This window comes from Roseimicrobium sp. ORNL1 (assembly GCF_011044495.1).
In the GTDB taxonomy this organism is placed as follows: Bacteria; Verrucomicrobiota; Verrucomicrobiia; order Verrucomicrobiales; family Verrucomicrobiaceae; genus Roseimicrobium.
Genome location: NZ_CP049143.1, coordinates 4,117,660 through 4,144,375 on the forward strand (window position 1 = coordinate 4,117,660; position 26,716 = coordinate 4,144,375).

At 60.6% G+C, this 26,716-nt stretch carries 26 protein-coding genes; 16 read left to right on the forward strand and 10 right to left on the reverse strand.

Annotated features, from left to right (window positions below; translation table 11 throughout):
• Window positions 1–406: 406 nt before the first annotated feature.
• Window positions 407–1,291, reverse strand: a complete 885-nt coding sequence (locus G5S37_RS16685) for a TIM barrel protein (protein WP_165205595.1) — start codon at window positions 1,289–1,291, stop codon at window positions 407–409.
• Window positions 1,292–1,388: 97 nt separating this feature from the next.
• Here G5S37_RS16685 and G5S37_RS16690 point away from each other — a divergent pair, with 97 nt between their 5' ends.
• Genes G5S37_RS16690 through G5S37_RS16700 form a run of 3 tightly spaced genes read left to right on the forward strand, consistent with a single transcriptional unit; the run spans window position 1,389 to window position 3,978 of the window.
• Window positions 1,389–2,498 (forward strand): prolyl oligopeptidase family serine peptidase, encoded by a 1,110-nt coding sequence (locus tag G5S37_RS16690; RefSeq protein WP_165205596.1) that lies wholly within the window; start codon window positions 1,389–1,391, stop codon window positions 2,496–2,498.
• A 49-nt stretch (window positions 2,499–2,547) separates the two neighbouring features.
• Complete coding sequence (locus G5S37_RS16695) at window positions 2,548–3,759, forward strand: sulfatase-like hydrolase/transferase (RefSeq protein ID WP_165205597.1); 1,212 nt, start codon at window positions 2,548–2,550, stop codon at window positions 3,757–3,759.
• 18 nt (window positions 3,760–3,777) lie between these two features.
• Window positions 3,778–3,978 (forward strand): hypothetical protein, encoded by a 201-nt coding sequence (locus G5S37_RS16700; RefSeq protein WP_165205598.1) that lies wholly within the window; start codon window positions 3,778–3,780, stop codon window positions 3,976–3,978.
• 62 nt (window positions 3,979–4,040) lie between these two features.
• On the opposite strand, the gene G5S37_RS16705 is transcribed toward G5S37_RS16700, so the two are convergent.
• Window positions 4,041–4,769 carry a hypothetical protein gene (locus G5S37_RS16705; RefSeq protein ID WP_165205599.1) on the reverse strand — a complete coding sequence of 243 codons (729 nt, stop codon included), beginning with the start codon at window positions 4,767–4,769 and terminating at the stop codon, window positions 4,041–4,043.
• A 181-nt stretch (window positions 4,770–4,950) separates the two neighbouring features.
• On the reverse strand, window positions 4,951–6,279 hold the full coding sequence (gene rsmA / locus G5S37_RS16710) for a 16S rRNA (adenine(1518)-N(6)/adenine(1519)-N(6))-dimethyltransferase RsmA (RefSeq protein WP_165205600.1): 1,329 nt from the start codon (window positions 6,277–6,279) through the stop codon (window positions 4,951–4,953).
• Between the two features lie 436 nt (window positions 6,280–6,715).
• Between rsmA and G5S37_RS16715 the strand changes: the two genes are divergently transcribed.
• The 8 genes from G5S37_RS16715 (at window position 6,716) to G5S37_RS16745 (ending at window position 15,104) form a co-directional block, all read left to right on the forward strand.
• Window positions 6,716–7,897, forward strand: a complete 1,182-nt coding sequence (locus tag G5S37_RS16715) for an O-antigen ligase family protein (RefSeq protein WP_165205601.1) — start codon at window positions 6,716–6,718, stop codon at window positions 7,895–7,897.
• A 113-nt stretch (window positions 7,898–8,010) separates the two neighbouring features.
• Complete coding sequence (locus G5S37_RS16720) at window positions 8,011–8,409, forward strand: hypothetical protein (RefSeq protein WP_165205602.1); 399 nt, start codon at window positions 8,011–8,013, stop codon at window positions 8,407–8,409.
• A gap of 459 nt (window positions 8,410–8,868) precedes the next feature.
• On the forward strand, window positions 8,869–10,056 hold the full coding sequence (locus tag G5S37_RS16725) for a sialidase family protein (RefSeq protein WP_165205603.1): 1,188 nt from the start codon (window positions 8,869–8,871) through the stop codon (window positions 10,054–10,056).
• A gap of 59 nt (window positions 10,057–10,115) precedes the next feature.
• Window positions 10,116–12,302 (forward strand): TonB-dependent receptor, encoded by a 2,187-nt coding sequence (locus G5S37_RS16730; RefSeq protein WP_165205604.1) that lies wholly within the window; start codon window positions 10,116–10,118, stop codon window positions 12,300–12,302.
• Between the two features lie 242 nt (window positions 12,303–12,544).
• Entirely contained in the window at window positions 12,545–12,919 is a 375-nt protein-coding gene (locus G5S37_RS16735; protein ID WP_165205605.1) for a hypothetical protein, read from the forward strand.
• Window positions 12,920–13,129: 210 nt separating this feature from the next.
• Complete coding sequence (locus G5S37_RS16740; protein ID WP_165205606.1) at window positions 13,130–14,452, forward strand: sulfatase-like hydrolase/transferase; 1,323 nt, start codon at window positions 13,130–13,132, stop codon at window positions 14,450–14,452.
• 2 nt (window positions 14,453–14,454) lie between these two features.
• Window positions 14,455–14,583 (forward strand): hypothetical protein, encoded by a 129-nt coding sequence (locus G5S37_RS32715; protein WP_276616967.1) that lies wholly within the window; start codon window positions 14,455–14,457, stop codon window positions 14,581–14,583.
• A 41-nt stretch (window positions 14,584–14,624) separates the two neighbouring features.
• On the forward strand, window positions 14,625–15,104 hold the full coding sequence (locus G5S37_RS16745; protein ID WP_165205607.1) for a cupin domain-containing protein: 480 nt from the start codon (window positions 14,625–14,627) through the stop codon (window positions 15,102–15,104).
• 366 nt (window positions 15,105–15,470) lie between these two features.
• Here G5S37_RS16745 and G5S37_RS16750 read toward each other — a convergent pair whose 3' ends face one another.
• The 3 genes from G5S37_RS16750 to G5S37_RS16760 are packed head-to-tail and all read right to left on the reverse strand — an operon-like array spanning window position 15,471 to window position 18,043.
• A complete protein-coding gene (locus tag G5S37_RS16750) occupies window positions 15,471–15,896 on the reverse strand; it encodes a VOC family protein (protein WP_240914655.1) in 426 nt (141 codons plus the stop codon).
• A gap of 12 nt (window positions 15,897–15,908) precedes the next feature.
• On the reverse strand, window positions 15,909–16,706 hold the full coding sequence (locus G5S37_RS16755; RefSeq protein ID WP_165205608.1) for a phthiotriol/phenolphthiotriol dimycocerosates methyltransferase: 798 nt from the start codon (window positions 16,704–16,706) through the stop codon (window positions 15,909–15,911).
• Between the two features lie 11 nt (window positions 16,707–16,717).
• Window positions 16,718–18,043 carry a hypothetical protein gene (locus G5S37_RS16760; protein ID WP_206026028.1) on the reverse strand — a complete coding sequence of 442 codons (1,326 nt, stop codon included), beginning with the start codon at window positions 18,041–18,043 and terminating at the stop codon, window positions 16,718–16,720.
• A 55-nt stretch (window positions 18,044–18,098) separates the two neighbouring features.
• Here G5S37_RS16760 and G5S37_RS16765 point away from each other — a divergent pair, with 55 nt between their 5' ends.
• Complete coding sequence (locus G5S37_RS16765; protein WP_165205610.1) at window positions 18,099–18,818, forward strand: spermine synthase; 720 nt, start codon at window positions 18,099–18,101, stop codon at window positions 18,816–18,818.
• A gap of 268 nt (window positions 18,819–19,086) precedes the next feature.
• Here the strand turns inward: G5S37_RS16765 and G5S37_RS16770 are convergent, their stop codons facing one another.
• Both G5S37_RS16770 and G5S37_RS16775 read right to left on the reverse strand, forming a co-directional pair.
• A complete protein-coding gene (locus G5S37_RS16770; protein WP_206026029.1) occupies window positions 19,087–19,632 on the reverse strand; it encodes a cupin domain-containing protein in 546 nt (181 codons plus the stop codon).
• Window positions 19,633–19,650: 18 nt separating this feature from the next.
• Window positions 19,651–20,433: a LamG domain-containing protein gene (locus G5S37_RS16775; RefSeq protein ID WP_165205611.1), complete on the reverse strand. Its 783-nt coding sequence runs from the start codon at window positions 20,431–20,433 to the stop codon at window positions 19,651–19,653.
• Between the two features lie 185 nt (window positions 20,434–20,618).
• Here G5S37_RS16775 and G5S37_RS16780 point away from each other — a divergent pair, with 185 nt between their 5' ends.
• Both G5S37_RS16780 and G5S37_RS16785 read left to right on the forward strand, forming a co-directional pair.
• On the forward strand, window positions 20,619–22,052 hold the full coding sequence (locus G5S37_RS16780; protein WP_165205612.1) for an MATE family efflux transporter: 1,434 nt from the start codon (window positions 20,619–20,621) through the stop codon (window positions 22,050–22,052).
• A gap of 88 nt (window positions 22,053–22,140) precedes the next feature.
• On the forward strand, window positions 22,141–22,632 hold the full coding sequence (locus G5S37_RS16785) for a cyclic nucleotide-binding domain-containing protein (RefSeq protein WP_165205613.1): 492 nt from the start codon (window positions 22,141–22,143) through the stop codon (window positions 22,630–22,632).
• On the opposite strand, the gene G5S37_RS16790 is transcribed toward G5S37_RS16785, so the two are convergent.
• Both G5S37_RS16790 and G5S37_RS16795 read right to left on the reverse strand, forming a co-directional pair.
• Window positions 22,600–23,343 carry a metallophosphoesterase gene (locus G5S37_RS16790; protein ID WP_165205614.1) on the reverse strand — a complete coding sequence of 248 codons (744 nt, stop codon included), beginning with the start codon at window positions 23,341–23,343 and terminating at the stop codon, window positions 22,600–22,602. The two genes, G5S37_RS16785 and G5S37_RS16790, sit on opposite strands and share 33 nt — an antisense overlap.
• A 94-nt stretch (window positions 23,344–23,437) precedes the next feature.
• Window positions 23,438–24,142 carry a DUF72 domain-containing protein gene (locus G5S37_RS16795; RefSeq protein WP_165211691.1) on the reverse strand — a complete coding sequence of 235 codons (705 nt, stop codon included), beginning with the start codon at window positions 24,140–24,142 and terminating at the stop codon, window positions 23,438–23,440.
• Window positions 24,143–24,296: 154 nt separating this feature from the next.
• Here G5S37_RS16795 and G5S37_RS16800 point away from each other — a divergent pair, with 154 nt between their 5' ends.
• Both G5S37_RS16800 and G5S37_RS16805 read left to right on the forward strand, forming a co-directional pair.
• Entirely contained in the window at window positions 24,297–25,574 is a 1,278-nt protein-coding gene (locus G5S37_RS16800) for a lactonase family protein (RefSeq protein WP_165205615.1), read from the forward strand.
• Between the two features lie 114 nt (window positions 25,575–25,688).
• Window positions 25,689–26,705, forward strand: a complete 1,017-nt coding sequence (locus G5S37_RS16805; RefSeq protein WP_165205616.1) for a class I SAM-dependent methyltransferase — start codon at window positions 25,689–25,691, stop codon at window positions 26,703–26,705.
• Window positions 26,706–26,716 lie beyond the last annotated feature (11 nt).

Here is a 26,716-nt window from a genome sequence, read left to right on the forward strand (position 1 = left end):
GGAGTGTGAAGCAAACACGAAGAGGAAACCGAAAGCTCTTGTTTGTTCGGCACACTCCCGTTGAAGCGGTCGCGTTTTCCACGCCTTTTGAGGCAAGAGTCCCTCCACCAAAATGGCGGTAGGGATGCGCTCCTGCGCGTCCCGCTTTAGATGGGCGGAGGCGGTGCGGAGCTGGCACGCGAAACGGCCTTGCGACGCTGCAGAATCCCACCGCCTCCGCCCGCTATATTCGGACGCGCGGGAGCGCATCCCTACCGTCCCCTATTGAAGAGAGGCGCTTTCGCACAGCGCGAGTAGCAACCTCAACAACTCAGGGCGACGCTATTCGATATGCACACCATGGACCACTATTGTTGCCCATGGCTCCGAGTAGAGTTCGTTACGCGCTACCTATCAGCCACTCCCGCTACTTCCCCCTCGCATCCTTCACCATCTTCTCCCAGATCGCTTTCTGCTCCCCGAGCGCGGCGACTTTGTCCTCCACCTTCTCGGCGGCTTCACAGAGGACCCAGCCGTCGAAGTCGGCTTCGACGAGGAGCTTGGCGAGGGTGGCGAAAGGGTACTTGGGATCCTTGAGATTGTGCACGTGAAGGGTGCGGCCGAGGAAGTCCTTCACGAGGGCGAAGTTCTTCTCGATGCCTTCGCCGTCGAGATCGGCGGGATTGGAGTTCCAGCAGACACGCACGTTGTCGGCATTGGCGGTTTCCATCACCTTGCGGATATCAGCGAGATTCGTCACCTGGCCGTGGACTTCGAGTCGGATTTCCTGACCGAAGCCGATGGCGTAGTCGCCGAGTTCCGCGAGAGATTTGCCAATCTGCTCCAGCGTCTTCTCCTTCGGCACGCCTTCCTTTTCATGGAGCTTGTCCGGCTTCACCTTCACCCCACTGGCGCCAATGTCGTGGCTCAGCTTGATGTACTGCTTCGCGAGTTCGATGTTCTCCTTCACCTTCGCGGGGTCCGGCGAGTCAAAGGCGCAGTTCGTGCCCATGCCTACGATTTCGATCCCGCCTTCGGAGAATTGCTCACGCACCTTCGTGCGCTCCACGGGAGTCAGTGCGGGCGAGACCTTGTGCGCATGGTCCACACGCAGTTCCACGCCACCGATGCCGAGACCGTTCAGGTTCTTGATGATGGTGGGGATGTCCCATTCAGCGCCCCACATGTAGGTCACGAGACCGTAGGAAATGTTCTCGCCCTGTGGCTTCAGTTGCTGGGCCAGCGCGGAGAGTCCGAGAGAGCCTGCGGCAGCGGCAACGGACTGGCGGAGAAAGCGGCGACGGGTATTCATAGTGAAATGCTGGCAGGGTGAAGTGGGGGTGTCAATGTGGAGGCATGCGAGCGAGCGGACGTTGACAGGGGCGCATGCTCTCCTACACGATGACGGCATGTCACCACGGATTCTCTCGCTTCTTTTTCTGACGATTGCGATATCACCCTGCCAAACGGTGCTCGCCCAGTCGGCAGTTGGATCTGCCACCGCAGCCAAGAGCAATGCAGTCGCGAAGAAAACGTGGCCTGCCGAGGTGAAGCGCGTGGACATCCCATGCAGCGATGGACAGATGCAGCCCGCGATGTGGTACGCGCCGCCGGATGCCAAGTCACCCCGTCCGCTTCTCGTCGGACTGCACACCTGGAGCAGCAACTACGCTTCCGCCGGTGGAGATGCCGTATATGCCGAGTGGTGCGCTGCTCAGGGCTGGGCATTTGTGCATCCTCACTTCCGTGGGCCGAACAACACTCCACAAGCTCTCGGCAGTGACCGTGCGGTGCAGGACATCGTGGAAGCGTTGGCCTGGGCGAAACAGCAGACCCAGGTAGATGAGAGTCGCATCTATCTCATCGGCGTAAGTGGCGGCGGTCACATGGCGCTGCAGATGGCGGGCAGGCATCCGGAACTCTGGGCGGCAGTGAGCGCGTGGTGTGGCATCTCGGATGTGAAGCAGTGGCATGCCGACCACGTGAAGACCACGATGGTCGACGGCAAGGAAACACCCACGCCGGACAAATATGCACGCGACATCGAGGCCGCCCTCGGTGGCCGCCCCACCGCTGATGGCGCACTGGGCAAGGACGCGTGGAAACGCTCACCCCTGAGTTCGCTCGCAGCGGCGAAAACCGTGCCGCTCGACATCAATGCCGGGGTGCTGGATGGCCGCAGCGGCAGTGTGCCATTCACCCACTCGCTGCTGGCCTTCAATGCCGTGGTGGATAAGAAGGACAGGCTGCCAGAAGACTTGATCGCGGAGTACTACAAAACGCAGAAGCTGCCCGCTGCATGGATGGCCGCAGACGCCGACGCGACCTACGGCGCATGGACCTCCCTCTTCCGCAAGACGAGCGGCAACACACGGGTGACCATCTTCCAGGGCGGGCATGAGATTGTGCACCAGGCAGCGCTGAACTGGCTGGCGAAGCAGCAGCGCGGCAAGCAGATTGTCTGGGACGTGAGTGACTTCATCAAGCTGGACGTCGAGGGTGGCGAGAGCGGGAAGTAGGCGCAGCCACACGCTGCAAGCCTGCAGCGGGCGATTCATTTCTATCGTCATGCGGACGTTGCTGCATCTCCTCTGCCTGTGGATTCCCATCGTCGGGGCGCTGCATTCCACATCGGCCATCGCCGCCGAGAGCAAGTCACCGCCAGTGGTGCTGCTCATCGTGGCAGACGATCTGCGTCCGGATGTGCTGCGCACCTTGGGGCACCCCACGGTGAAGACCCCACACCTGGATGCGCTGGCGGAACGCGGCTCCGTTTTCACGCGGGCAGTGTGTGGTTATCCCATCTGCCATGTGAGCCGTACGGAGATGCTCTCGGGCCGCTGCGTGGTGAAGGAAGCATCGTCGGGGGGCACCATTCCCTTTCCCAAAGACTGGGTACTCTGGCCGCAGGCCATGCGTGATGCAGGCTGGCACACGGTGCACAGCGGGAAATGGCACGTGCAAGGCACGCCCGCAGTTCGTGGGTATGTGGAAGCGGCGGGACTCTTCAGCAGTGGCGGAGGGAAAGGCGACGCACTCACGCTCCCTACCAGTGCGACGGGACGACCCGTGACCGGATACAAGGGCTGGACCTTCAAATCTACCGACGGCAAAGCGCTTCCCGAGCTTGGCATTGGGCTCACGCCGGACACGGACATCCACATCGCGGATGCAGCGGTGCAGGCCATTCAGCAGCACAAAGAAGCGCCGCTGTTTCTGCACGTGAACTTTACCGCCACGCACGATCCGCTGCACTGGCCGAAGGGCAAGGAAGGCCGCTTCACCACGGCGGATGCTCCCCTGCCCGCGAACTTCCGACCGGAACATCCCTTTGACCATGGCAATATCGATGGACGCGATGAAGTCATCGTCCCCGCGCCGCGCACCGAAGACCAGGTGAAGGCAGAGACCGCCGTGTATCTCGCGCTGGTAGAGCAACTCGATGCGCAGGTGGGAAAGCTGATCCGCGCTCTCGAAGATAGCGGCAGGCTGGGAAATGCGATCGTCATCTTCACCAGTGACCAGGGACTGGCGCTCGGCAGTCATGGATTGATGGGCAAGCAGAACCAGTATGAACACACCGCCAATGCGCCGCTCATCATGGCCGGGCCCGGCATTCCCAGCGGCAAACGTTTCGCCACGCAGTGTTATCTGCGCGACCTCTACCCCACCGTGTGCGAACTCAGCGGCATCAAGGTGCCCAAGAGCGTGGAAGGTAAAAGCCTTGCCCCCGTTCTTCGTGGTGAAACCGCAGAAATCTATGACGCGGTATACGGCTAGTTCACCGACACCCAGCGTATGATACGCACGACGGATGGCTGGAAACTCATCTGGTACCCGAAGGCCAACCGTACTCAACTCTTCAATCTCTCAGAAGACCCGCATGAGTTGCAGGATCTGGCGATACAGCCGGAGCACGCGAAACACCGGGAAGCGATGATGGGAGTGCTGAGGAAGTGGATGAGCGCGCACGGAGATCCAGTATTCAGTGAACAGTAGGTCAGTAATCAGTGTGAGCTTCTACTGATTACTGAACACTGACCTACTGAATACTTCCCTCTTCACTCCTTGTGCAACGCCGCTTCTTCCTCCGTACGCCGGCGGCGCACGAGGTGATCATCGGGCGTGTCCTCGGGGAAGAGCAGGAGACCACGGAAGATGTCGCGGATGGTGGGGTGATCGCGATGGTCTTCGAACTCCTGGTAGGCCTTGCGATATTCGGCCGCGTATTTTTCGGCATCTTCGAGCGTGGCGTCTTCCGGCAGGTGTTCGAGAATCTGCCGCGTGACACCATCCGCCTTGTCCATGCCGTACTCCTTGCGCATCTCGAGCTGGAAACGCGTGGCGATGGCGTGGGCGCGCAGACTGGCGAGGCGACCATCGATATTCACCCAGTGCCCTTTCCATGAGTCGTACCAGGGGTCGAGGTCACGCTGTGGCACGGATTCGCGACCAATGCGCTGCAAGGTATCAAAGTAACGATCCAGCTGTGCATCCTGCGCGGAGATGTCCCTCCATGGTTCGGGAGCATGCTCAGAGTCTCCAGCCTGGTAGAGGCGCCACGACTGCGCGGCATCTTCGCGGATGGCGGAGAGGGTTTGCCAGACATCATTCCAAGTCTGCTCCCAGGAGGCACGCTTGTCCGGTGGGATGTGAGTGTCTGCCCTGGAATGGGCTTCACGAAGCATGGCTTCCAGGGAGTCCTCGAGTTCCTCAATCTGCGACCACTGCGTACGCAGGCCGTAGTTGAGCTGACCAAGAATGAATGTGGCGCGCTCTTCTGGTTTCATGGCGGCTGGTTGGCTTGTGTTGATTCACCGCAGCCGGCTCGCAGGCACGTGCTGCAATGGTATTTGTCATACAATACAGGAAAAGGGTTCAACCATCAATCGCGACTCACACACGCTGTGGCGGTGACGCAATTGGTTGAACCCTTCTCCCGGCAACCGGAGTGCAGTGCAGCGCGTACAGTCAGCTCGCAACGCCGGGTTCATTCTCACCCTGGCGAGCCTGCCAAACTTTAAAACATTCGATGAAGCCACCCGCGAAGTCCTGAGGGCGGGCGGCAATCCACTCGGCAATCTGTTCGATTCGGAAAAACAGGCCGCTCGCGATCTCCTCGGGGGCGAAGTGCATGGGCCCCGAGTGCTCTGCCACGTGGAGTTCCACGAATTCCCACCCGGTGGCCTCGCAGGCGGGCACGGTGCCCACGCACACCGTGGGGGCTTCGATGCCGAGTTCTTCCTTCAGCTCACGCACAGCGGCAGTGGCGTAGTCTTCACCGGAATCCAGATGCCCCGCGGCACTGGAGTCCCAGTCGAGCGGGTGCACATCCTTCAAGTGGGAGCGCTGTTGCAGCCAGAGTTCGCCATGCTTGTTGAACACAAACACGTGCACGGCGCGATGCCACAGGCCCTTGGCATGCACCTCGCCCCGCGGGGCCTGGCCGGTCACCTGGTTGTTCGCATCCACCACATCGAAGATCTCCGTAGCCTTCTGACCACGGTCTTCCTCGTGGCGATTTTCATAGTGCCGGGTGATTCGCACCCATTCCTGCAAGGAAAGCTCCTCTGCCCGGACAGTCAGAGATTTGCCAAGGGCTTCCATCAGCGCGGGCCAGCCGCCGGGCGCTTCCGGCAGCAGATTCTTAAGCTGCTTCCGCCGCTGGGAGAATCCCATGCGCACAAGCCGGTCGAACAACCGCCGGTCATGCACGGGCAGGGTTCCGGGTGCCTTCGGAGTCAGGCGCACAATGGCCGAGTGGACGCGGGGGCGCGGCTTGAAGGCCTCCGGCGGCACGATGCGGATGATGGAGGCATCCCAGTCATGCTGGACCAGCAGGCTCAGGGCGCCGTAGGAGTCATCCTCCTGGCGGGCGGCGATGCGCTCGCACACCTCCTTCTGCAGCATGAAGACCGCCTCAACGACAGGTGTGGGCGGCGTGAGGAAGTGCTTCAGAATCTCGCCCCCCATGGAGTATGGGAGATTCCCCACCAGCTTCACCCCGCCGTGCTTGTAGAGGGGACGGAGGTCAAAGCGGGTGGCATCGCCATGCCAGATCTCGGTATGGCCGCTGTCAGCCAGCTCCTCCTGCAGGTCCGCGGCGAGCGTGTTGTCCTTCTCGATGAGCAGCAGGTGCCGCGGACGGCCGAGCAGATGCTCCGTGAGCGCACCTTGCCCTGGACCAACTTCCACCACATATGGCGCGCCATCCGGCTGGATCTGGTCTGCGATCCATTTGGCGAGGACGGCATCGCTGAGGAAATTCTGGCCGAGGCTTTTCTTGGGCTTGAAGGACATGTGTGCTGCTGGCGGAGGAAAATGAAGGGTTGAGAGTAAACGCAAAGCAGCGAAGCAGCAAAGTAACTGTCAAAAAGGTCGTGAAGGGGGTGTGGGCAGGTTCCCTCATTCAGGCATCAGAGTTCGTCGAAAGTGGTACCTCGGGACATCCAAGAGATCCCCATGAAGCGATGGGGGACGTGTTGCTTCGCAACGTTCTTGTCACTCGCCATCCCTCCATTTCTGAATTGGTTACTCAATGCCACCGCAAGCTGAGGCCGCTATCAGCTCCGTAGTTACCGAACCGGCTGTCCGGGTCGCTTGGTGGCGCAATCGAGTTCCTCGCACGGGGGTTCGGTTGGATGATGCAGCGTCCCTCAGCGCCTGCCGTCTGCTCCTCATAGGGTACCTCTGCGGGCAGTACTTGATGTACAATGACTTCATCAGGGGCCTGTGGATGCTCGCGTTGATCCCGTTCGCGTTCGTGAAGATGCCCTGGGGCGCTGTCTGGGCCAATGCAAAAGGCGATGCCTTCCGCGGAATCGTGACCCACTTTCTCTGCTGGATGACCATCCGCTCCCTGCTGGGCTATGGCATGGTGGATGGACGGGACGGCATGATCGCCGGAAGCTGGCTGCTAGGCGGACTGCTGCTGGCATGTTTTGTCATCGCGGTGTGGCACGCCGCGCAGGATTTGCGGAGCCTGGACCGCCTGGGTCTGTGGACGGGATACACGGCGGCCTTTGCCGCGACAGTGAGCATGGTAATTTTTTACGGCATCCTGCCGAACCACCTCTTTGGAGAGCGGCTGACGAACTGGTTTGTCCACGGAGGATTGAATTCAGTGACCACTGGCCTGACGTTCGGCTTTGCCCTCATGTGGCTGTGGTGCATTCGTGAGCGAATCACCAAGAGACGGGAACGCCTTCTGCTGCACATCTCCCTGGTCATCCTGCTGGCAGCGGTGTGTTTCACCCGCTGCCGGGGAGCCCTGCTGGCCCTGCTGGCAGCGCATGCGGCGCTGACATGGATTCGCGGATACCGTCGCGCTGCCCTTCCGTGGGCTGCACTGCTAGGTGCCATTGTGCTTTTTCAGGTCACCGGTCCGCATGTGGATAAACTGGTCCGCTGGCAGGTCGCCTCACGTGTGGCGGGACACAATCTGGAGCCCAGCCACTCCGCAACTCCCATCCAGGAAATGCTCACCCGGTGGGATGGAGGGCGCACGGAAATCTATGCCCGGGCCATGCGCGGATTCATCGAGCCGCATGAGTGGCTCATTGGCGTGGGGCAGTGGGGACCGGCGGAGCACTTCACCCGCAGCCTCTCCTACATGCACATGCACCACCACAGCATCTTCATCGCCACCCTGGTGCACGGCGGCATCATCGGGCTGGGGCTGGCGCTCTGTGTGCTCTTCATCGGGTTGCGCCGTGCGCATGCGCTGGCACGCGAGGGAGAGGATACATGGTTTGTGCTGCTGGTCTTTGGCTGTACCGGGCTCATCTTTGACGGACAGACGCTTACGAATCTCCTGAGCATCCCACAGATGGAGCCACTTCTCGTGACGTTCCCACTCATTGTAGCGGCGTCGGCCTGGTGGTTGCGTAAGAGCAGCGAGGGGTTGAGGACACAATAGCAGCCGTCCTCTTTTCCCTGTTGCACCAAAAAAGCCCCACTTTCGGCTGGACTTGGACGAGGCTGCATTGAATCATCGGCTGCTGCCTACGTAGCCTCGACCTCCCGCTGTTTGTGAAATCTGCCGCACGGCTTCTCCTGATCGTCACCCTGATGGTATCCATCGGGGCGCACTGGGGTGTGCTGCAGGTGGTGGCCTGGGCCCAGATGATCAAGAGCTACACGGCGGAGAAAGGCCTGGTGCAGGGCATTGAGGAAACCTTCAATGGCGAGCATCCCTGCAAGATGTGCCACAAGATTGCCGAAAGCAAAAAGCACACGGACGAGCAGACTCCCCTGCCCCAGGACCGCATCGACCTGATGTCCAAGTGGCTCAGCCTCCCTTCCGGATACATCGTCACGGCAGTGGTCCCTTGTGATTTGATCCCCGGCAAGATGCCGGGTGAGGTGCAACTGGGTGCTTCCCAGTGGGAGACCTCCCCGCCGACACCGCCGCCACGATGCGGCGTGTAACAACGGCATGCCGTTGATGATGCCCTCCTCGCCTTGCTGCGCTCCGTGATCCATCGTTCGATGATCGACGGTGAACAGTGAAGACCAGATGGATGGCCTGTGATTCCTGAGCTGCACCGCACTTGAGCGTACAGCCACGGTGACACGCAGACGAACAAGCAACGGACACGGCATCCGGGAGATACTGCATACCCGTGCCCTCGTGCGCGCAGCTGGTTTCTCCACTTCACCATGGTCACCCTGAAGCGGGCGCTTCAGGTCCATTCCCTCATTTATTCGCGTGTTTTTCATCCGTCGCGATGAGCCGAGCCGCAACCCGCCGGGGTGGCAACGTCTGTTGCCGTGCCCTGACCGCGCTGCGTTGCGCCTTCACCCGCATTTCCCTTTTTCATGCATTCACAATTCAGATCTCGCGGTGCTTTCACAGCGCTGCTCCTCCTATTAACACCGTGCCCCCTCGTGCTGCACGCGTCCAAGCCCGATGCCAAGGAGGGCCATCATCATCACGAAGTCATCCCCGGTGTGCAGTCGCTTGACGTGTACGCCACGGCTTCGCAACTACACCTGCTCACCGGCGAACTGTCAAAGGACGGCGCGCGCACCGAGCTGTACCATCAAGCCAGCAGCGATGCGGGCAAGACATGGTCCACGCCTGTGCGTGTGGATGCCGGTCAGCCCGCACCGCATGGCGCCCACCGCGGCATGGACCCGCAAATCGCCGCGAACGGCGACCACCTCATGGCCGTGTGGATGACACCCGGCACGGACATGTTCGGCGGCGGGCCCATGGCCACAGCGCTCTCCAACGATGGAGGCAAGACCTGGAAGCCAGGACCGAACCCCGCGGATGACGGCTCCACCACGGGGCATGGCTTCCTCGACGTGGCCGCGGATGCCAAGGGCGACTTCCACCTCACCTGGCTGGACACGCGGGGTGACAAGCGCGGTCTGCGCTACACACGCTCAGCAGACGGTGGCCTCACGTGGTCGAAGAACGACACCGTCGATGCAGAAACCTGCGAGTGCTGCTGGAATGTCCTCGCGACGGGACTGGATGGACGCGTGGGCATCCTGTATCGCGACAAGGAACCTCGCGACATGTCCATTTCGTGGTCGCCTGCGGCCGGCACGTGGTCGGCACCGGTGAGCGTAGGTGGATTCAAGTGGGAGTTCCAGGGCTGCCCGCATGTAGGCGGCGGGCTTGCGGCTGGTGGCGAGAAGTCCTCACCCATCTGGCATGCGGTCGTGTGGACAGGCATGGAGAATTCCTTCGGCGTGCATCACGTCTCCTCCACCGATGCCGGGGCCACCTGGTCAAAGACCCAGCTCATTGCAGGCAAGGGCGCCTCACACCCTGACATCGCTGCACGCGGGCAGGAGGTCATCATGGTGTGGGACACCACGAGTGAAGAGGGCAGCCACATTGAGGCAGCCTTGTCCTCTGACGGAGGGAAGAGCTGGCAGCCGCCGGTGCGCCTTTCCAATGCGGCGTCCAACGCCTCCCACCCGCGCGTGGTAACCACGACGACCGGAGGGTTCCGCATCTTCTGGACACAGCGCCAGGGTGAAGGTGCCACCACGTGGCAGTCCGCACCCCTTCCCTCTCCCGCCGTCTCCGCGGCGAGCACCGCTTCCGGCGCTCGCTGATTCTCCCACCGTCATTCATCCGATTTTCAAATTCGCATCACGCCTTCTCACATCATCCTATGAAGACATCATCATTCACCGCCCTGGCGGCCATGCTTTGCAGCACGGCGGCCATGGCCCAGCAATCAACGCCATCCTCTTCCGCTCCTGCATCTGGCACCACGCTTCCTCCGGTGGTCGTCACCGCAGACTCCCCTTCCCTCACCGTGCCCTCCATTGAGCAGGTACGGGAAGCCCAACGGCTTACCGCCGGCGCCGTAAATGTGGTGGACGCAGAAGAATACAAGACCGGACGCGCCATTACGCTGAAGGACGCGCTGGACTACTCCCCGGGCGTCTTCGTGCAGCCGCGCTTCGGAGCGGAGGAAGCTCGCATTTCCATCCGTGGCTCCGGCATCCAGCGCACCTTCCACGGTCGCGGCCTGAAGCTGCTCCAGGATGGCGTGCCCCTGAATCTCGCGGACGGCGGCTTCGACATGCAGTCTGTGGACCCACTCACGGCGGAGTACATCGAAGTATTCCGAGGGGCGAATGCACTGCGCTACGGCTCCACCACGCTGGGAGGCGCCATCAACTTCGTGCTGCCCACCGGCTACACGGCGCCGCCACTGCAGGCGCGCTTTGAGTATGGCAGCTTCGATACGTTCCGCGGCCAACTCAGCGCGGCAGGTGTCGAGGGGAACTTCGACTACTTCGTCACGGGCACACACTACTCCACGGAGGGCTTCCGCGAGCATAGCGAGCAGAACACGCAACGCCTCTTCAGCAACTTCGGCCTGAAGTTGAGCGAAGCCGTCGAGACGCGGTTCTACCTCACCTATGTGCACACGGACTCCGAGCTGCCCGGCAGCATCACGAAGGAGCAGATGTACGAAAATCCCCGGCAGGCCGCACGCAGCAGCTTCAACAAGATTTTCGACAATGTGGACAGCAACTGGAAGCGTGACTTCGATCTCTTCCGCATCGCGAACAAGACGACCTTCACACTCAGTGATGACGCGCTCTTCACAGTGTCCAGCTTCTACGCGTACAAGGAACTCGACCACCCGATTCTCTTCGTCATCGACCAGAAGAGCCACGACTTCGGCTTTGACTTCAACTATGTGAACAAGGCTGACCTCGCGGGACGCAGGAACAACTTCATCGCGGGCTTCACCCCCACATTCGGTTTCCTGCATGACCAGCGCTATCGCAACGTGCTGGGCGATCGCGGAGACAAGTTCGCCGACAGCGACCAGGACTCGATGAACCTCGACCTGTATCTGGAGAACGTGCACTACCTCACGGAGCGGTTCGCCCTGAGTGTCGGCGGTCAGGTGAGCTATGCGCGCCGTGAGAATGAAGACAACTTCCCCGTGTCTGCCACGGACCCGGACAACAGCGACACGCAGGACTGGTGGGGCTTCAGCCCGAAGGTTGGCTTCATCTATGACGTGACGGACTCCGCACAGGTGTTCTTCAATGCAGCGCGTAGCTTTGAGCCCCCGAGCTTCGGTGAACTGACCAACGCGGCCACGGGCGGCGCCGGCCTGGTGAATCTCGATGCGCAAACCGCGACGACGCTGGAACTCGGCACACGCGGTGAAACCAAGAACGGCCGCATCCGCTGGGACATGGCCTACTACTACTCCTGGCTGGAAGATGAAATGCTGGAACTCACCGTCGCCCCGGGCCTGACCCAGACGGTGAACGCCGACAAGACCAACCACCAGGGCGTGGAACTCGGCGTGGATATCACCGTGCTGGAGGGCATCTTCACCAAGCGCGTGGAAGGCGTCGCCGGTGTCAGCGGCAAGGGCGCGAAGAACGTGCTCGCTGTGGAACCCCGCGAGCCGGACCGCATTGTGCTGCGCCAGAATTATCTGTGGAGCAACTTCCACTTCGACAACGACGAGGAGTTCGGCGACAACCAGCTCCCCGGCATCCCCGAGCACTACTACCGCGCCGAGCTGCTGTACACGCACCCCTGCGGCTTCTACGCCGGTCCGAATCTGGAGTGGACCTTCTCCGACTATCCTGTCGACTCCGCCAACACGCTCGATGCTGACTCCTACGCGCTGCTCGGCTTCAAGATTGGCTACCGCACGAAGAAGGGCCTTTCCTTCTACGTGGAGGCGAAGAACCTCACGGATGAAATCTACGCCGCCACCACCGGCGTGATCAGCCGCGCGGGTCCCTTCAACTCAAACCAGTTCCTGCCGGGCGACGGCCGGTCGTACTTCTTCGGCCTGGAGTACAAGTTCTAACAACCGCTCCATCCATCACTCGTGACCCCATGAATTTCCGAAGCTAAGCAGAGCAACGGGTAAAGCGGCCCGTCCCCACGCCACCGTTTTGGCGGAGGGGGCGGGCCGCACTTTTTCAGAAACTGAGGCACCGCCGAAACTTCCGGCATCAAAACTGCGATTCTTGATCCTCGCGCCAACACACGGCGCCTCCCTATAAGATCATGCCATAATACAAATCACATCAAACACCCCTCTCACCCATGAACATCACCCACATTCGTATCCCACTCGTCGTCGCCGGCTGCTTGCTCGCAGGCTGGAGCCTTCAGGCGGACAATGCTGCCAAGCGCAGCATCAGCTCCGTGATGAAGGACGCCATGAAAGGCGACGCCAGCCTTCATAAGAAGGTCTCCCTCGGCAAGGGCACCGACAGTGATGCCACCAAGCTTCTGGACTACTACAAGTCCCTCCCCGCGGAAACTCCCCCGGAAGGAGACGCCGCGAGCTGGCAGGATAAGACGGCCAAACTCATCGCCGCAGCACAGGCCGTGGTGGACAAAAAGCCCGGCGCCACCGCGCAACTGCAGACCGCAGGCAATTGCAAGGCCTGCCACAATGAGCACAAGGGCAAATAACGCTTCCGACTCACCTCTGAGTTGAGTCAACCGAAGCCGCGCCTACCGCACAGGGAGGCGCGGTTTTGTGTTTTGAGGGTCAAAGGTCCTCACAAGAGTATTGCGTTACTGCCACCAACCTTGTGGAATGCCTTCGCCGAAAAGGTGACTCCATCACCATCGTTTCAGGCGATGTCCCAAACCTGCCCTCAGCGCCCATTTTCCTCCGCCATGCAGTTCCGCCGACTTCTGCCCCACTTCTTGAAGGTTCTCGCCATTGCTGTGCTTCCTGTACTGCACCCAGTCACCACGCTGGCAGCGACTCCGGACAAGCCCAACATCCTCTTCCTCTTCACGGATGACATGCGGGCGGACTGCATCGGGGCGCTGGGGCATCCGGTGGTGAAGACTCCGAACATCGACAAGCTGGTGAAGCGGGGCATGACGTTTGACAATGCCTTCTGCCTTGGCGCGAACATTGGCGCGGTGTGCACTCCCAGCCGGAACATGCTGCTGAGCGGGCGCACCTATTTTCGCTGGAAGGGACAGCCGCTGGCACCGGCAGACGGACCGAATCTGCCCGTGGCCATGAAAGCTGCAGGCTACGAGACCTGGCACCTGGGCAAGAAGGGCAACACGGCCACGAACATCCAGGCCACCTTCGAGCATAACAACTACATCTATGATGACCAGGAGGAGCGCCGGAACGGCGAGCCGGGACGCGACTACGTGGATGGCGCCATCAAGTTCCTCACGCAGGAGCGGGACAAGACGCGCCCCTTCTTCATGTACCTGGCTTTTGGAAATCCGCATGACCCACGCGTGGCCGCAGAGCCCTACCTGAAGCTCTATGATCGCGATGCCATCCCTCTCCCGGAGAACTATGCGCCGCAGCACCCGTGGAACATCGGCTCCAACACAGTGCGGGATGAGCTGCTCGCACCCTTTCCCCGCACGCCGGATGTGGTGCGCCAGCATCTGCACGACTACTACGCCGTCATCTCCTGCCTGGATGGACACATCGGCCGGCTCCTCGCGCAGCTGAAGCTTCTCGAACTGGAGGAGAATACCATCATCATCTTCTCCTCAGACCACGGGCTGGGCATGGGCAGCCACGGTCTCCTTGGGAAACAGAATGTGTATGACGACGGCTTTCGCGCACCGCTGATCTTCGCCGGCCCCGGCATCCCCCAGGGGCGCACGAAGGCACTGTGCTACCTCATGGACATCATGCCGACCATCTGTGACCTCGCGGGCGCCACCAAGCCGCAGGGCATGGACGCACTGAGCCTGACTCCGGTCATCAATGGCAAGGAAGACTCCGTCCGTGATGCGCTCTTCCTTTCGTATACCGATACGCAGCGCGCAATTCGCGAAGAGCGGTGGAAATTGATCCGCTTCCCACAAATCGACAAGACGCAGCTCTTTGACCTCTCAGATGATCCCGGAGAAGTGAATGACCTCGCCACACAACCCGAGCAGGCAGAGCGGGTGGAAGCCATGATGAAGAAGCTAGCCTCGCTGCAGAAGGAGGTGGGTGATGATGCCCCCTGACTGTGACCTCCCCTTCCGCGGCAGAGTTCACCCCTCCCACCGAGGAGGAACGCGTAAAGCTCAATGAGGTCGGAAAGGCGCGCAAGAATGCGAACAAGGCCAAAGCCAAAGCAGCAACTCAAGCCCAGTAGGAAAAAGTTTCGCCAGTCGCTTTCAGAGACGTACTGACTGCATGAACAAGGTCAACACGCACACTCTGGAAGAAGACCCATGGACCTCACCCAAGGGAAAATTTCGCGGTTACGGCAAGGAAATTTCCGAAGCCCTGGGACGCAAACCGCTCTCCACGGACCTGATGGAGCGTCACCCCTTCGACGTGGAAATCCTGCGCGTGGAGCCAGGACAGACTCCCTACCCCTACCACTCGCACAGCATGCAGTGGGAATTCTACCATGTGATCTCCGGCACAGGCACCGTGCGGCATCAGGAGGGTACCACTCCCATCGTGGCGGGAGATGCCTTCCTCTTCAAACCCGGTGAGCCGCATCAGCTCATCAATGATGGTACCGTGGACCTCATCGTCTATGTCGTTGCGGACAACCCCATGGGCGAATCCTGCCACTACCCGGACAGCAACAAGTGGATGGTCCGCTCTCCAGCACGGCGTTTGATCCGCTCCGAGGATATCGACTACTACGATGGCGAGGAGTAGCCTGAGCAGCTTGGGTTACTGATGCGGCAGAGGAGAGGACTGCTTTCCCGAATGATTCGGACGCTGTGACGCGCAGCGTCCTTGGACTGCGCGCAGCCCTGCTGCCGCTTTCCAGAGTCCACAGCCTGCTGTGGCGATGATGACATCCACTCGTAATGTGATGCGTCCAGAAGAGCTTGGCGACTTCGTCGCGGTGAAGCGTGCTGCAGGCTGCACTTGGGGAAAGCGGCAGCAGGGCTGCGCGCAGTCCAAGGCCTTCGGCACCACTTCCATATCCTTAACCTAACGTTCACGCGCAGGGGGCGGGACTTGTGCACTCCATGACGCAAAGCATTCCCGCGAACTGAACCCCTCCCCCCTCGGACACTATCCCCGCTTCCGCGTGAGCATGATCTCATTCCCTTCCGGGTCCACACACATGGCCAGGTGGGGTGGCTCGCCATTCTCCGGCTGCGGTTCACGGGTGAGCTGACCACCCGCCGCAACGATCTCCGCGGCACCCGCGATGACATCCGGCACCTGAAAGCTCAAGCCCGTCCATGTGCGCTCACCTTCACCACCGCCGTGGATGCCAATAATCCCATCACAGATGGTCACTTCGCTGATGATGTCATTCTGCTTCAGCACACGGCCACCGAAGACCTCGCTGTAGAACTTCACAGCGCGGCCCATGTCCGCGGCCCAGATGACGTACTTGAGTCTCTCCACGATCATGGGATGCATCTTGGCATGAGAGACCGCTGAGGACAGGGAAAGTTGAGAGAAGATTTCAAGGAAGGCACGCCAGTTCACGCGTGCCCTCATTCAAGGTTTGCGGAAGCACCATGAGCGGTACGCGAGTTCGCCAGATTGCAAAGCCACATACACACGCGACCCGGGGATCCCGGCAAAGTCCCGACCGATGGCATGCAGGAACCCCGGCAAGCGCTCATGGATGAGGGCAAGGCTCCGCGCGGCATTGCAGTCCATGCCACGCAGCACTTCGATACCGATGTCGCGTGACTGGACGATCTCCATAGGCGCAGCAGACACCGCCTCGTCCCATGCGGCGAAGAGATCGCTGAAGCGAAAATCCGTATAGAGAAAATGCCCGCCGGGCCGGAGCACTCGAGCCACCTCTGCCAGGAATCCCGGGAAATCAGGATAGCAGTGTGACGCCTCGACATTGATGACCGCATCCAATGAGCTGTCCTGAAACGGGAGCTTCTGCGCATCTCCCTGCACGAAAGTGAGCCCCTCCACCTGGTGGCGCTGCCTGCAGAACTGAATGCCCTTCGGATTAAGGTCGAGTCCCGTATATGTAGCAGGCTGCATGGTCCGCGTGATCCAGGACGCCCCACCTCCATGTCCGCAGCTCACCTCGAGCACTTCCCTGCCGTGCAAGGCCACCTGAGAGGCCACGTGATGGTAGAGTTGGATGCACGCGCGGTTGGGTTCATCCCCGGGCGCCAGTGGCAGTCCTACCGGCGGATCAGTTTCGAAGGCGTAGTTCAAAAAAAGCACCTCCTCCCCGCGCAGCCGGCGTGTCAGGAATGGATACCACATCCGCCAGATGGCTTTGCGAATGCTGCCGACAGCCAGAATGCGTTCGAGGAGTGACATGCTCTTATGCGTCAAGCTACCAGCACCCGCAGGCTTGATGCCGTGAATGCATCCCGCAGCACCTTCAGCTGCGCTGCGGACAGCGCGCGCAGTGAAGTGGGTGCCTTCTTCGCACCGGTCATGAAGTGACGCAACGCCGCCAGGAAGAGCGCGGGCTGCTCATCCATTTCGATGCCCAGTTCCTCGGGGAATGCGGCATCGAGAATGGCGAAGGAGTACTCCGTCTCTCCGGCCAGTTCCATGGCCCAGCGCAGGACGGTTTCCGTTGGCTCCATCGCAGGAAAACGCTGCGCGACCAGTTCCAGCAGGTCTTTACGCGTCGGCACATTCATGAGCAGCGCGAGGAAGAAGCGGTGCTCCGGCTCGGAGATGGAACTGCGCATCTCCTTGATGGCATCTCGCCTCACATTCTCCTCAAGGGTCGCTGCTACTCCTGCCGCGAGTTTGCCATGCTTCTCTTCAAAAGCTTCGAGCACCGGCTCCCATTCGTCCATCTGCGAGAGGTGACCCATGGCATGTTGCAGGATGAAGAAGCCGCGCTCGAAATCCAACTCGGCAATCATCTCCTGCACCAGGTCGGCGTAATCGGGATCGTCAGACTGCTCGAGCACCTCCAGGAGCTGCTTGCGGCGCATGGTCAGCGTGTCGCTGTATACCGGGTCCAGGGCGATGTGTGGCGGCAGGTAGTTGAACTGTGGCCCCGTGCCTGGATCATGCTGCGTGCGTACCACCACGGTGACGGAGGGGGTGTCCAGATGGAAGAGCGAGTGGATGCAACGCTGACCTGAAATGATGGGCACAGTGCGACCTGTCTCCAGCAGCTCGATGTGTTTCATGCGCACATCTCCCACGCGGAAGTGAGGCGTCACCGGCTGTGCGTTCTCAAAGCCATAATGCGCATGGATGCTGGATCCGGCCATGACATGAAAAGCGCCGGAGAACTCATGCTGGTGAATGTCCGTGGTGCCATCCAGCCAGAAGAGAATCTGGATGTAGAAGCGCGGATGATTGTACGCCACGAGCTCTGGCTGACCGAAGCCCGAGTCGGTCTGGAGGGGTTGCTCATCATTCAGGAGGAACTCGCGCATGAAAGGTCCCAGCTCCACATGCTCCGCAGGTGGCCGCTCCTCGAGCGCCACGCGGGCAATGTCCGGAAACGTCTCCAGAGAGAAGTTCTCCTTCTTCCACCGCTCCAGCACCGTGCGGCCGAGCTCATCAAAATAGGCGTCCATGTCCACCCATCCGCCATGCCGTTTCCAATCACAAGGACCATTCACCATTCCGGTGGCTGCACCAGAAGCTCGATTGCCCGTCCCTTCCCGCTTGCGTAGGTGCATGCCTGAGCGTTTCATAAGAGCTGGCAGCGGCCATGTCCGCGCCATGGCTGTCCCCATGACACCCTTCGTCACCATCGCCCAAGCACGCACCCCTCAGGGCGCGGAACTCACCCTGCACTCACATGGCGCGCACTTCTACCTGCGCGTGAATCGCGAGCCGCTCATGGGGACCAATGCCCCCGAGTCCGAAAAGGCGCTGGCCCAGTGTGCCTGCGCTGGTCTGAAGGGCAGAAAGAGCGTGCGTGTGCTGATCGGCGGACTGGGATTTGGATTCTCCCTACGCCAGACGCTGGAACTGGTCGGCCACCATGCCAAGGTCGAAGTCGCCGAGTTGCTGCCCGAAGTGGTGGCATGGAATCGCGCTTTCCTCAAGGAGGTGAATGGCGCCCTGCTGGACGACCCGCGGGTGAAGGTCACCATTGAGGATGTCTTCCAGACCGTCATCAATGCTCCGGCGGCACACTACGATGCCATCCTGCTGGATGTGGACAATGGTCCTGTGGCCATGGTGCAGGATGGGAACGCACGGCTCTACCGGGCGCGTGGCCTCGCGGCGATCATACATGCTCTAAAGCCCGGAGGCCGAGCCACCTTCTGGTCCGCCACCCCTGACCGGCAATTTGGCAAGGAACTCGGGAAAGCGGGATTCGTCGTCGATGTCGTATCAGCCAAGTCCCATGCCCATGCTCGACGCCATGATCACACCATCTTCGTGGCGACACGGAAGGAAGAAGCAGGCAAAATGATGCCTGCAGACAAACGCCGCGGATCATAAATGTTGCCGTGAGCGCAAATTCGTTTTAACCCAGTCTCATGCCGCCCGCCTACCACGGCAGCGGCGTTCACAGGAGAAACCCAGCAACCCAATCCCACTATGAAAGCGCAAGACGCAAAGAAGGAGAAAAAGAAACTGCCGCAGAAGTCGCTGAAGGAAAAGCGCGCCGCCAAGGCCGAGAAAAAGAAGGGCAAGTAAGCACGCGGCTGAGCCAAACGTGATTCCAGGGAGGTGCTGCGATGGCGGCACCTCCCTTCTTTTTGCTGCGCTACTTCTCCGGCTCTGCTGGTGCCTTGAGCCTGCCGGCCGCCTTCTTCTTCAGCATGCCCGGTGAGTTCCACTTGATGACGTGATATGTTGCCGGGGTATCGCCTGCATTGCGGATGCTGTGCATCTGGTTGGAGGCCTGGAAGATGACCGAGCCCGGTCCGAGCTTCGTCCAGGTGCCATTCACCAGGGATTCCACGGTACCTTCCTTGATGATGAGAAGTTCTTCATCCGGGTGCTGGTGCGGCGCGTGCGCCTCCTGCCCAGGATTCAGCGTGGTGATGTGGCACTCCAGCTCATCCAGCGTTGCTGTGGGCGCCTTTACCACCTTGCGAACCTCCCCTTTCGCCGTCTGCTTCACCGGAAGCTTGGTCCAGTCAAAGACGGTAGAGCCCATGACTTGGGAAATCGCAGGCTCAGTCGTGGAGACAGGTGGCGCAGGTGCGGGGAGAACCGGTGCAGGAGAGTCCTGCGCCAGCGTGATAACGGCACCGAGTGCCATGCCCAACGTGGCCATGACGAGGAATCCATCGCGTCGCGTGGGCATGGTAAAACGAGTATTGAATTACTTCTTCTTCACCGGCTCCGCGTTGTACACCTTGATGTCGTCGAAACAGCCATCTTTTCCGGCCACACCGAGTTCAATCTTGGACTTGGTTTCGTGCGCGATGCCGGAGGACTTCAGGTAGGCCACGGGTTCGCCATCGATGGTGACACGCATCTCATCACCCACGGTTTCCACCACGAGATTGTACCACTTGCCGGTTTCGTACTTCGCGGGGTACGTCACCTGGCGGCCTGCCAGTGCCTTGCCCAGCTCTTCCTTTTTGCTGGGATCATTGCGCATGGCGCGGATCTCATTTTTCATGCCGCCATCACGCTCGTCGATGATGGTCACACCATTGAGACGCACCTGGGCGCGGCAGAGGTGGCCGTAGTGAGCGCCGGTGTATTTGCGGTCGTCGAATTCCACGTCGATCATCGTGGCGCCGTCGAAGCGAATCTTCGCCTCCACCACGCTGTCCTTCGTGGGAAGTTCGAGACCATGCACAGCGGCGTGTGCCGTCACCTCAGGCTTGCCATCCGCTGCGGGGATGGTCTTGTCGCGCGTCTGGGTGCCCTTCAGCACGCCATTCTCCACGGCGAAAGTGGGCACCACCTTGTGCCACTTGCTGTCCGGAGTCGCGCCCTGGAAGTCATCGGAGAACAGGAGTTCCTTTTTCACCGCGATGGGTTTGGAGGGTACCTTCGGGAGCTTGGGAGCCTTGTCCGCGGGAGCGGCGAAGGAGGCGGTAGCGAACAGAACAGAGGCGAGGATGAAGTGGCCGGGGCGAATGAGGATATGCATGATGTGTAAGTCAGTCTGAATGGGAGGAACGACGATACGCCACGCTTCTAGCGCATTTCCTGCACCCGGCATCTCTTTCTTTTTTCCCCGGCCTGAGAACGGTGCCGCGCCGTATCCATTTTGCCCGGATGGCGCATCCCCCACCCAGCCATGCGGGTGACCCGCACCGCTGACCGTACGTACGCATGCCCAAGGCCAAGGACCAAACCCGCCAGAAGCTCTTCCTCGAAGGGCCCATTGGGAAGGCGCTCTTCACCCTCGCGGTGCCGGTGATTCTCGGGCAGATCCTCCAGACCGGCTACAACCTGACAGACGCCTTCTGGGTGGGGCGGTTGGGTGCCTCCGCCGTGGCAGCGGTCTCGGTGAGCTTCCCGGTGACATTCCTGGTCATCGCGCTCGGCTCAGGCATGGCCATGGCCGGCGCCACCCTCACGGCGCAGTACATGGGCGCAGGGCGGCAGGACATGGTGAACCATGTGGCCGCGCAGACCATGCTGCTCATGACGGGGATCTCCATGGTGCTGGGCATCACTGGCTACCTGCTCGCACCGCACCTGCTCACGCTGCTCGGAGTAGAGCCGGAGGTACACGCGGGCGCGCTGAGCTTCATGCGGGTGTCGTTCATCGGCATCATCTTCGTGGTGATCTACGCCATGTTCCAGGCTCTCATGCGCGGTGTGGGGCAGGTGCGTGTACCGCTCTTCATTGTTGCTGGCACCGTGTTGCTGAACTTCCTGCTGGACCCGCTCTTCATATTCGGCTGGGGACCGATTCCCGCCCAAGGCGTGCGCGGCGCAGCCATCGCCACGATGGTGACGCAGATGCTCGCGGCAGCGATTGGCATCACCATCTTCCTGCGTGGACGGCATGGCATCCAGCTTTCCTGGCGTGGGTTCCGCCCCGACTTTCCGTACGTCAAGCGGGCCTTCATGCTGGGCTTTCCTGGTTCTGTGGAACTCTCCACGCGAGGCTTGGGACTCATGATCATGTCCTTCCTCGTGGCCAGCTTCGGCACCCACACGATTGCGGCCTATGGAGTAGGCGCGAATATCCTGCAGTTCATCACCATTCCCGCGATGGGCATGTCCATGGCGGTGTCCACATTGGTGGGGCAGAACATCGGCGCGGGAAATATGCATCGCGCAGAGCGGGTGGCCATCCTAGGCGCCACGGCGGGGTTTCTCATTCTCTCCCTTGTGGGTGTCGTGGCCTACTTCTCCGCGGAGCACATCGTAGCCTTCTTTGTGCCCACGGATCCGTATGTGATTTCCCATGGCGCGGAATTCATCCGCACCATGTGCCTCGCGTGGGGCTGCATCGGGGTGCAGTTGTGCATCGTAGCGGCATTCCGGGCTTCGGGAAATATGCTCACCGCCATGGTGCTTGCGCTGGTGGCGCAGTGGATGATTCAGTTCCCCCTCGCCTATGTGCTCTCCAAGCACACCACGCTGCAGGCGAATGGCCTGTGGTGGGCCTTCCCCGTGACCAATGTGCTGATTGCCATCGTCTCCGTCTGCTGGTTCGCCCAAGGCGGCTGGAAGAAGACCCGCCTCACGGAGGAGGACAAGGAGATGGTGAAGGTGACGGATGAGACGATGGCGGAGGAAGGGCTGCGCTAACGCTAAATGCTGCACCTCACCACTGAACTGGAACCCGGAGGAAAAAAGCACTTTTCCTCCCGCGCCATTGCGACTACACACTGCGCCTATGTCGGCTCTCCTCGACGTCCTGAAAGATCATCCGGTGCACGACTACGCCGCAGGTCAGACCGTCATTGAGCAGAACGACGCCACCGGAGCCCTCTACATCCTCATCACGGGATCGGTGGAAATCGTCAAGGACGACATCCTCGTTGCCAAGTCTGCCGAACCGGGAGCCATCTTTGGTGACCTCGCCGCGCTGCTGGGCGTGCCCCATACGGCGAGCGTCCGTACTCTGGTCCCCTCAACCTTCCACATTCTGCCGGATGCTCGCACCATCCTGAGAGATCATCCCCGTCTGTGCCTCCACCTGTGTGAGGTCCTCGCCACGCGTCTCGACTCGGTGAACAAATACCTGGTGGACGTGAAGAAGCAGTTCGTCGGGCATGACCACCTCAGCATGGTGGACCAGGTGCTGGATACCCTCATGCACCGGCATCCCCGTCCGCGCATCACACCGCGAGCCTCAACGCTTCAAGACCCCGAGGTCCTGGACTGAGCGCTCCTCGATGGAATCCCACTCCGCCGTCCAGGTGGTGAGATCCAGCTTGATGGTGGTGGGCTGTGGCCCCAACTGCCGTCCGGGATTGAGGACCCATGTGGTGCCCACCTGATCAATCCACGACCCCTGTTCGTAAAAGGGTGAGTTGTGGATGTGTCCGCTCAGCACCATCGCAGGCTGGTACCGCTCAATCCATCCGCGAAGAAATTCATCGCCGATGAACTTGCGTCCCGTCCAGCTTGTCTTCGCGCCCTTGGGCGGCGCGTGGTGAATCCAAATCCAGCGTCGAGGAGCCATCTCCCGCACACGGGCAGCCTCGGTTTCCAACTGGGTCTCCAGTTCCTGGCGAGAGAGCTGGCCATCCCACCAGGGACAGACGGTGAAATGCGTATCTCCCAGGTCGAAGCTGTCGCCATCCACGTGAATGCCCTCACTGCGCAGGCTCTGAATCCACGCAGAGGTTGATTCGTCCGCGGCATTGCGGCTGTCCCCATCATGATTTCCTGAGCTCACCACCACCGGCACGCCAGCCCGCATCACGCGCAGGTATTTCTCCACAATGGTGATCTGCACATCTGCATCCAATGCGGAACTCAGGTCCAGCAGGTCACCACCAATCACCACGGCATCGTAGTCACGTGCGTTCGCCTTCACCCAATCGAACTGCTTGAGGGTGTAGTGCAGATCGGCTACGTACAACAGGCGCATGCAAACAAGGGGGAAGGCGGTCTGTATTCTGTGTCCTCCATCGCAAAACCGCCAGACAAATAAATCGTGAGGAGCTCTCCTCTCTGGCCGCCTCCTACTCCCCCATCGCCTTCAACATGGCCTGCGCGAATCCAGGGCCCACGCAGGTCTCTTCGTGCTTGAAGTACACAAACACTTCTGACCACGTCTTGCCCTGCTCCTGCACAAACTTCGCCCACTTCTTGATTTGCGGTGCGGTGTAGTCTTCACGACGCAGGCGCAAGTAGCCGAATTTCGCCGTCACCTCGGCGGGTGTCTCGAAGTCCTCCGACTCCGCGATGCACAACGCTGCCTTCCCTTTCGCGAGGACACCAAAGACTTCATCCGTGAGCCATGACTCATGCCTGAACTCGAAGGCGGCACACAGTCCCTTGGGCAAGGCACTCAAGAAATCTCGCAACAGCACGGCATCCGCCTTGAATGTGGGTGGCAACTGAAAGAGCACCGGCCCCATCTTTTCTCCGAGTCCGACCACCGCGCTGTGAAAGTCCTCCATGACCTCACTGCAATCGTTGAGCTTCGCGAAGTGGGTCACGCGCTGGGGCGCCTTCAGGCTGAAGCGGAAGTTCGTTGGGGTTTCATCGCACCAGCGCTGCACCGTCTTTTCACTCGGCATACTGCGGAAGGTGTAGTTCACCTCCGTGGTGCCGAAGACGCTGGCGTAGTAGGTCAGCATCTTCGCCGTGGACAGCTTCTCCGGATAAAACTTGCCCTTCCACTCGGGGTACTGAAATCCAGAAGTGCCAATCCAGGTGTCCATGCTCATCCATCGCCACGGAATGACGTTTACACAACTGAAAGGAAGTCACCGATACATCAGAAGCCGTCACTCCCCGCGCATGCAATACGGTGGACATCCGTGGCGTTGGTGGTGAAAGCCACCGTGTAGCTCGTCTCACCCCATTTCCCTCCGCATGCCACTCCAGCCCGCCTGCTCCCGCCGCTCACTTCTGAAGCTCTCCACCACCCTCGCCGCAGGTCTGGCACTGCCGGGTTCATTCCAAGCAGCGCCAGCAGACAAGGACAAGAGTGGCAAGCTGATGGCCTATGTAGGCACCTACACCTCGCCGCTACAGAACATGAAAGCCACGCAGGTGGATCTGCCCCCGGGGAATGGCCGGGGCATTCACCTCTTTGAAGTCAATCGCGCGAGCGGTGAGATGACGCCCGCTGGTGTGGTGGAGATGGGCAACAGCCCCTCCTGCCTCGTCTTCAATGCGGCCAGGACTCATGTGTACTCTGCAAACGAAACCGAGCGAATCGGAGACAACGAGGCCGGTTCCGTCAGTTCCTTCAAGGTGGATCCCGTCGATGGCCAGTTGAAGCTGCTGAACACCGTCAGTTCCGAAGGCAAAGGCCCGACGCATGTGCACATCCACCCCTCCGGAAAGCATCTGCTGGTGGCGAACTATTTCGGTGGTTCCGTGACCGTCCTGCCCATCCTGCCCGATGGCAGCCTGGGAAAAGCAACGGATGTGAAAGCGGACGCGGGAACGGTGGGCCCGCGCAAGGCCACGAACGCGCCTCCCGGAAGCTTCGCCTTCAGCGGGCACGATCAAACCCATGCCCACATGATCGAATCCGATCCCTCAGGCCGCTTTGTCCTGCATGTGGACCTGGGATTAGACCAGATACTCATCTGGAAATTTGATGCGGAGAAAGGGCTCCTCACTGCCAATGACCCTCCCTTCATCTCTCTGCCTCCCGGTGATGGCCCGAGGCACTTCGCCTTTCATCCCAATGGACGCTGGCTGTATTCCATCCAGGAAGAAGGATCGACAATCGTGCTCTTCGACTACGATGGAGACAAGGGCCGACTCACCGCGCGCCAGACCATCTCCAGCCTGCCTCCAGGTTTCGCGGGCAGCAACTTCTGCTCGGAGATCCTCGTCTCCAAAGACGGTCGCTTCGTCTATGGCGGCAATCGCCTGCACGACAGCATCGCCATCTTCGCCATTGGCAAGGACGGCACGCTCACGTTCGTCACCGAAGAGTGGAGCCATGGAGACTACCCACGCAGCTTCAGTTTGAATCCCTCGGGCGAGTTCCTCTATTCCTGCAATCAGCGCGGCGACAACATTGCGGCCTTCCGGGTAGATCGGGAAACAGGAAAGCTCAGCTTCACCGGCCACTACACTCCGGTGGGCAATCCTTCGATCATCGTCTTCAACGATCTGGCGAAGGGAAAATAGGCGGTAGCTGTCGGCGCGCGAGGGCAAACCGGCGGCCATCGTCCACCGGTCTTCGCCCGATACGTTCCCAAGTTTTCTCGCCAGCTTGCGAATCCTGAGTACTCTCGTCCCACCATGTCCGCCCCTTCCTCTCCTCCGAACCCCACGCTGTTTTTCGAAACCATCAATGCGTACCAGAGGACGGCCGCGCTGAAGGCGGCGGTGGACCTGGGTCTTTTCAGCGCGTTCAGCGGCGCTCCTGCTTCTGCTGATGAACTGGCTGCTCGGTGCCAGTGCCCCGTGCGCGGCATCCGCATCCTCTGCGATTCGCTGACCTTGTTTGGTTTCCTTACCAAGGAGGACTCGAAGTACACGCCCACGTCAGACACTGCGTTCTTCCTCGACAAGAACTCCCCTGCCTATCTGGGGAATGCGGTCAAGTTCCTCACGGCGCCCGGCATCAAGGACGTTTTTGAAGGCCTCACCTCCACCATCAAAAATGGCAAGGTGCATGACTCCGAGAAAGGCACCACGGCTCCCGACCACCCCGTCTGGATGGACTTCGCCCGCACCATGGGGCCGATGATGTTCGGCCCGGCGCAAGGTGCCGCCGCGCTGGTAGAACTCGATACAACCCGCGACACGAAGGTGCTCGACATCTCCGCGAGTCACGGAACCTTCGGCATCACCCTGGCGCAGAAGAGCCCACGCGCGCATCTGGTGGCGCTGGACTGGGAGGCCGTGCTCACGGTGACGGAAGAGAATGCGAAAGCCGCAGGCCTCGGCGACCGCTTCAGCAAGATCATTGGTGATGCGTTCACGGTGGATCTCGGGAGTGACTACGATGTGGTCCTGGTGCCGAACTTCCTGCACCACTTCAACATCGCCGACTGCACCCGCTTCCTGAAGAAAGTGAAAGCTGCGCTCCGTCCCGGAGGAAAGGTTGTGATTGTGGAATTCGTGCCGAACGACGACCGCATTTCTCCACCGTCCTCCGCGACCTTCAGCCTCGTGATGCTGGGCACCACGCCCGAAGGCGATGCCTACACGTTTGCCGAGTACCAGAAGATGCTTGGCGATGCAGGGTTCAAGGATGCCGCGCTGCACCCGCTGGCGCCCACGGCACAGAGCGCCGTGATTGGAGTGGCATGATTCGGCAAAAG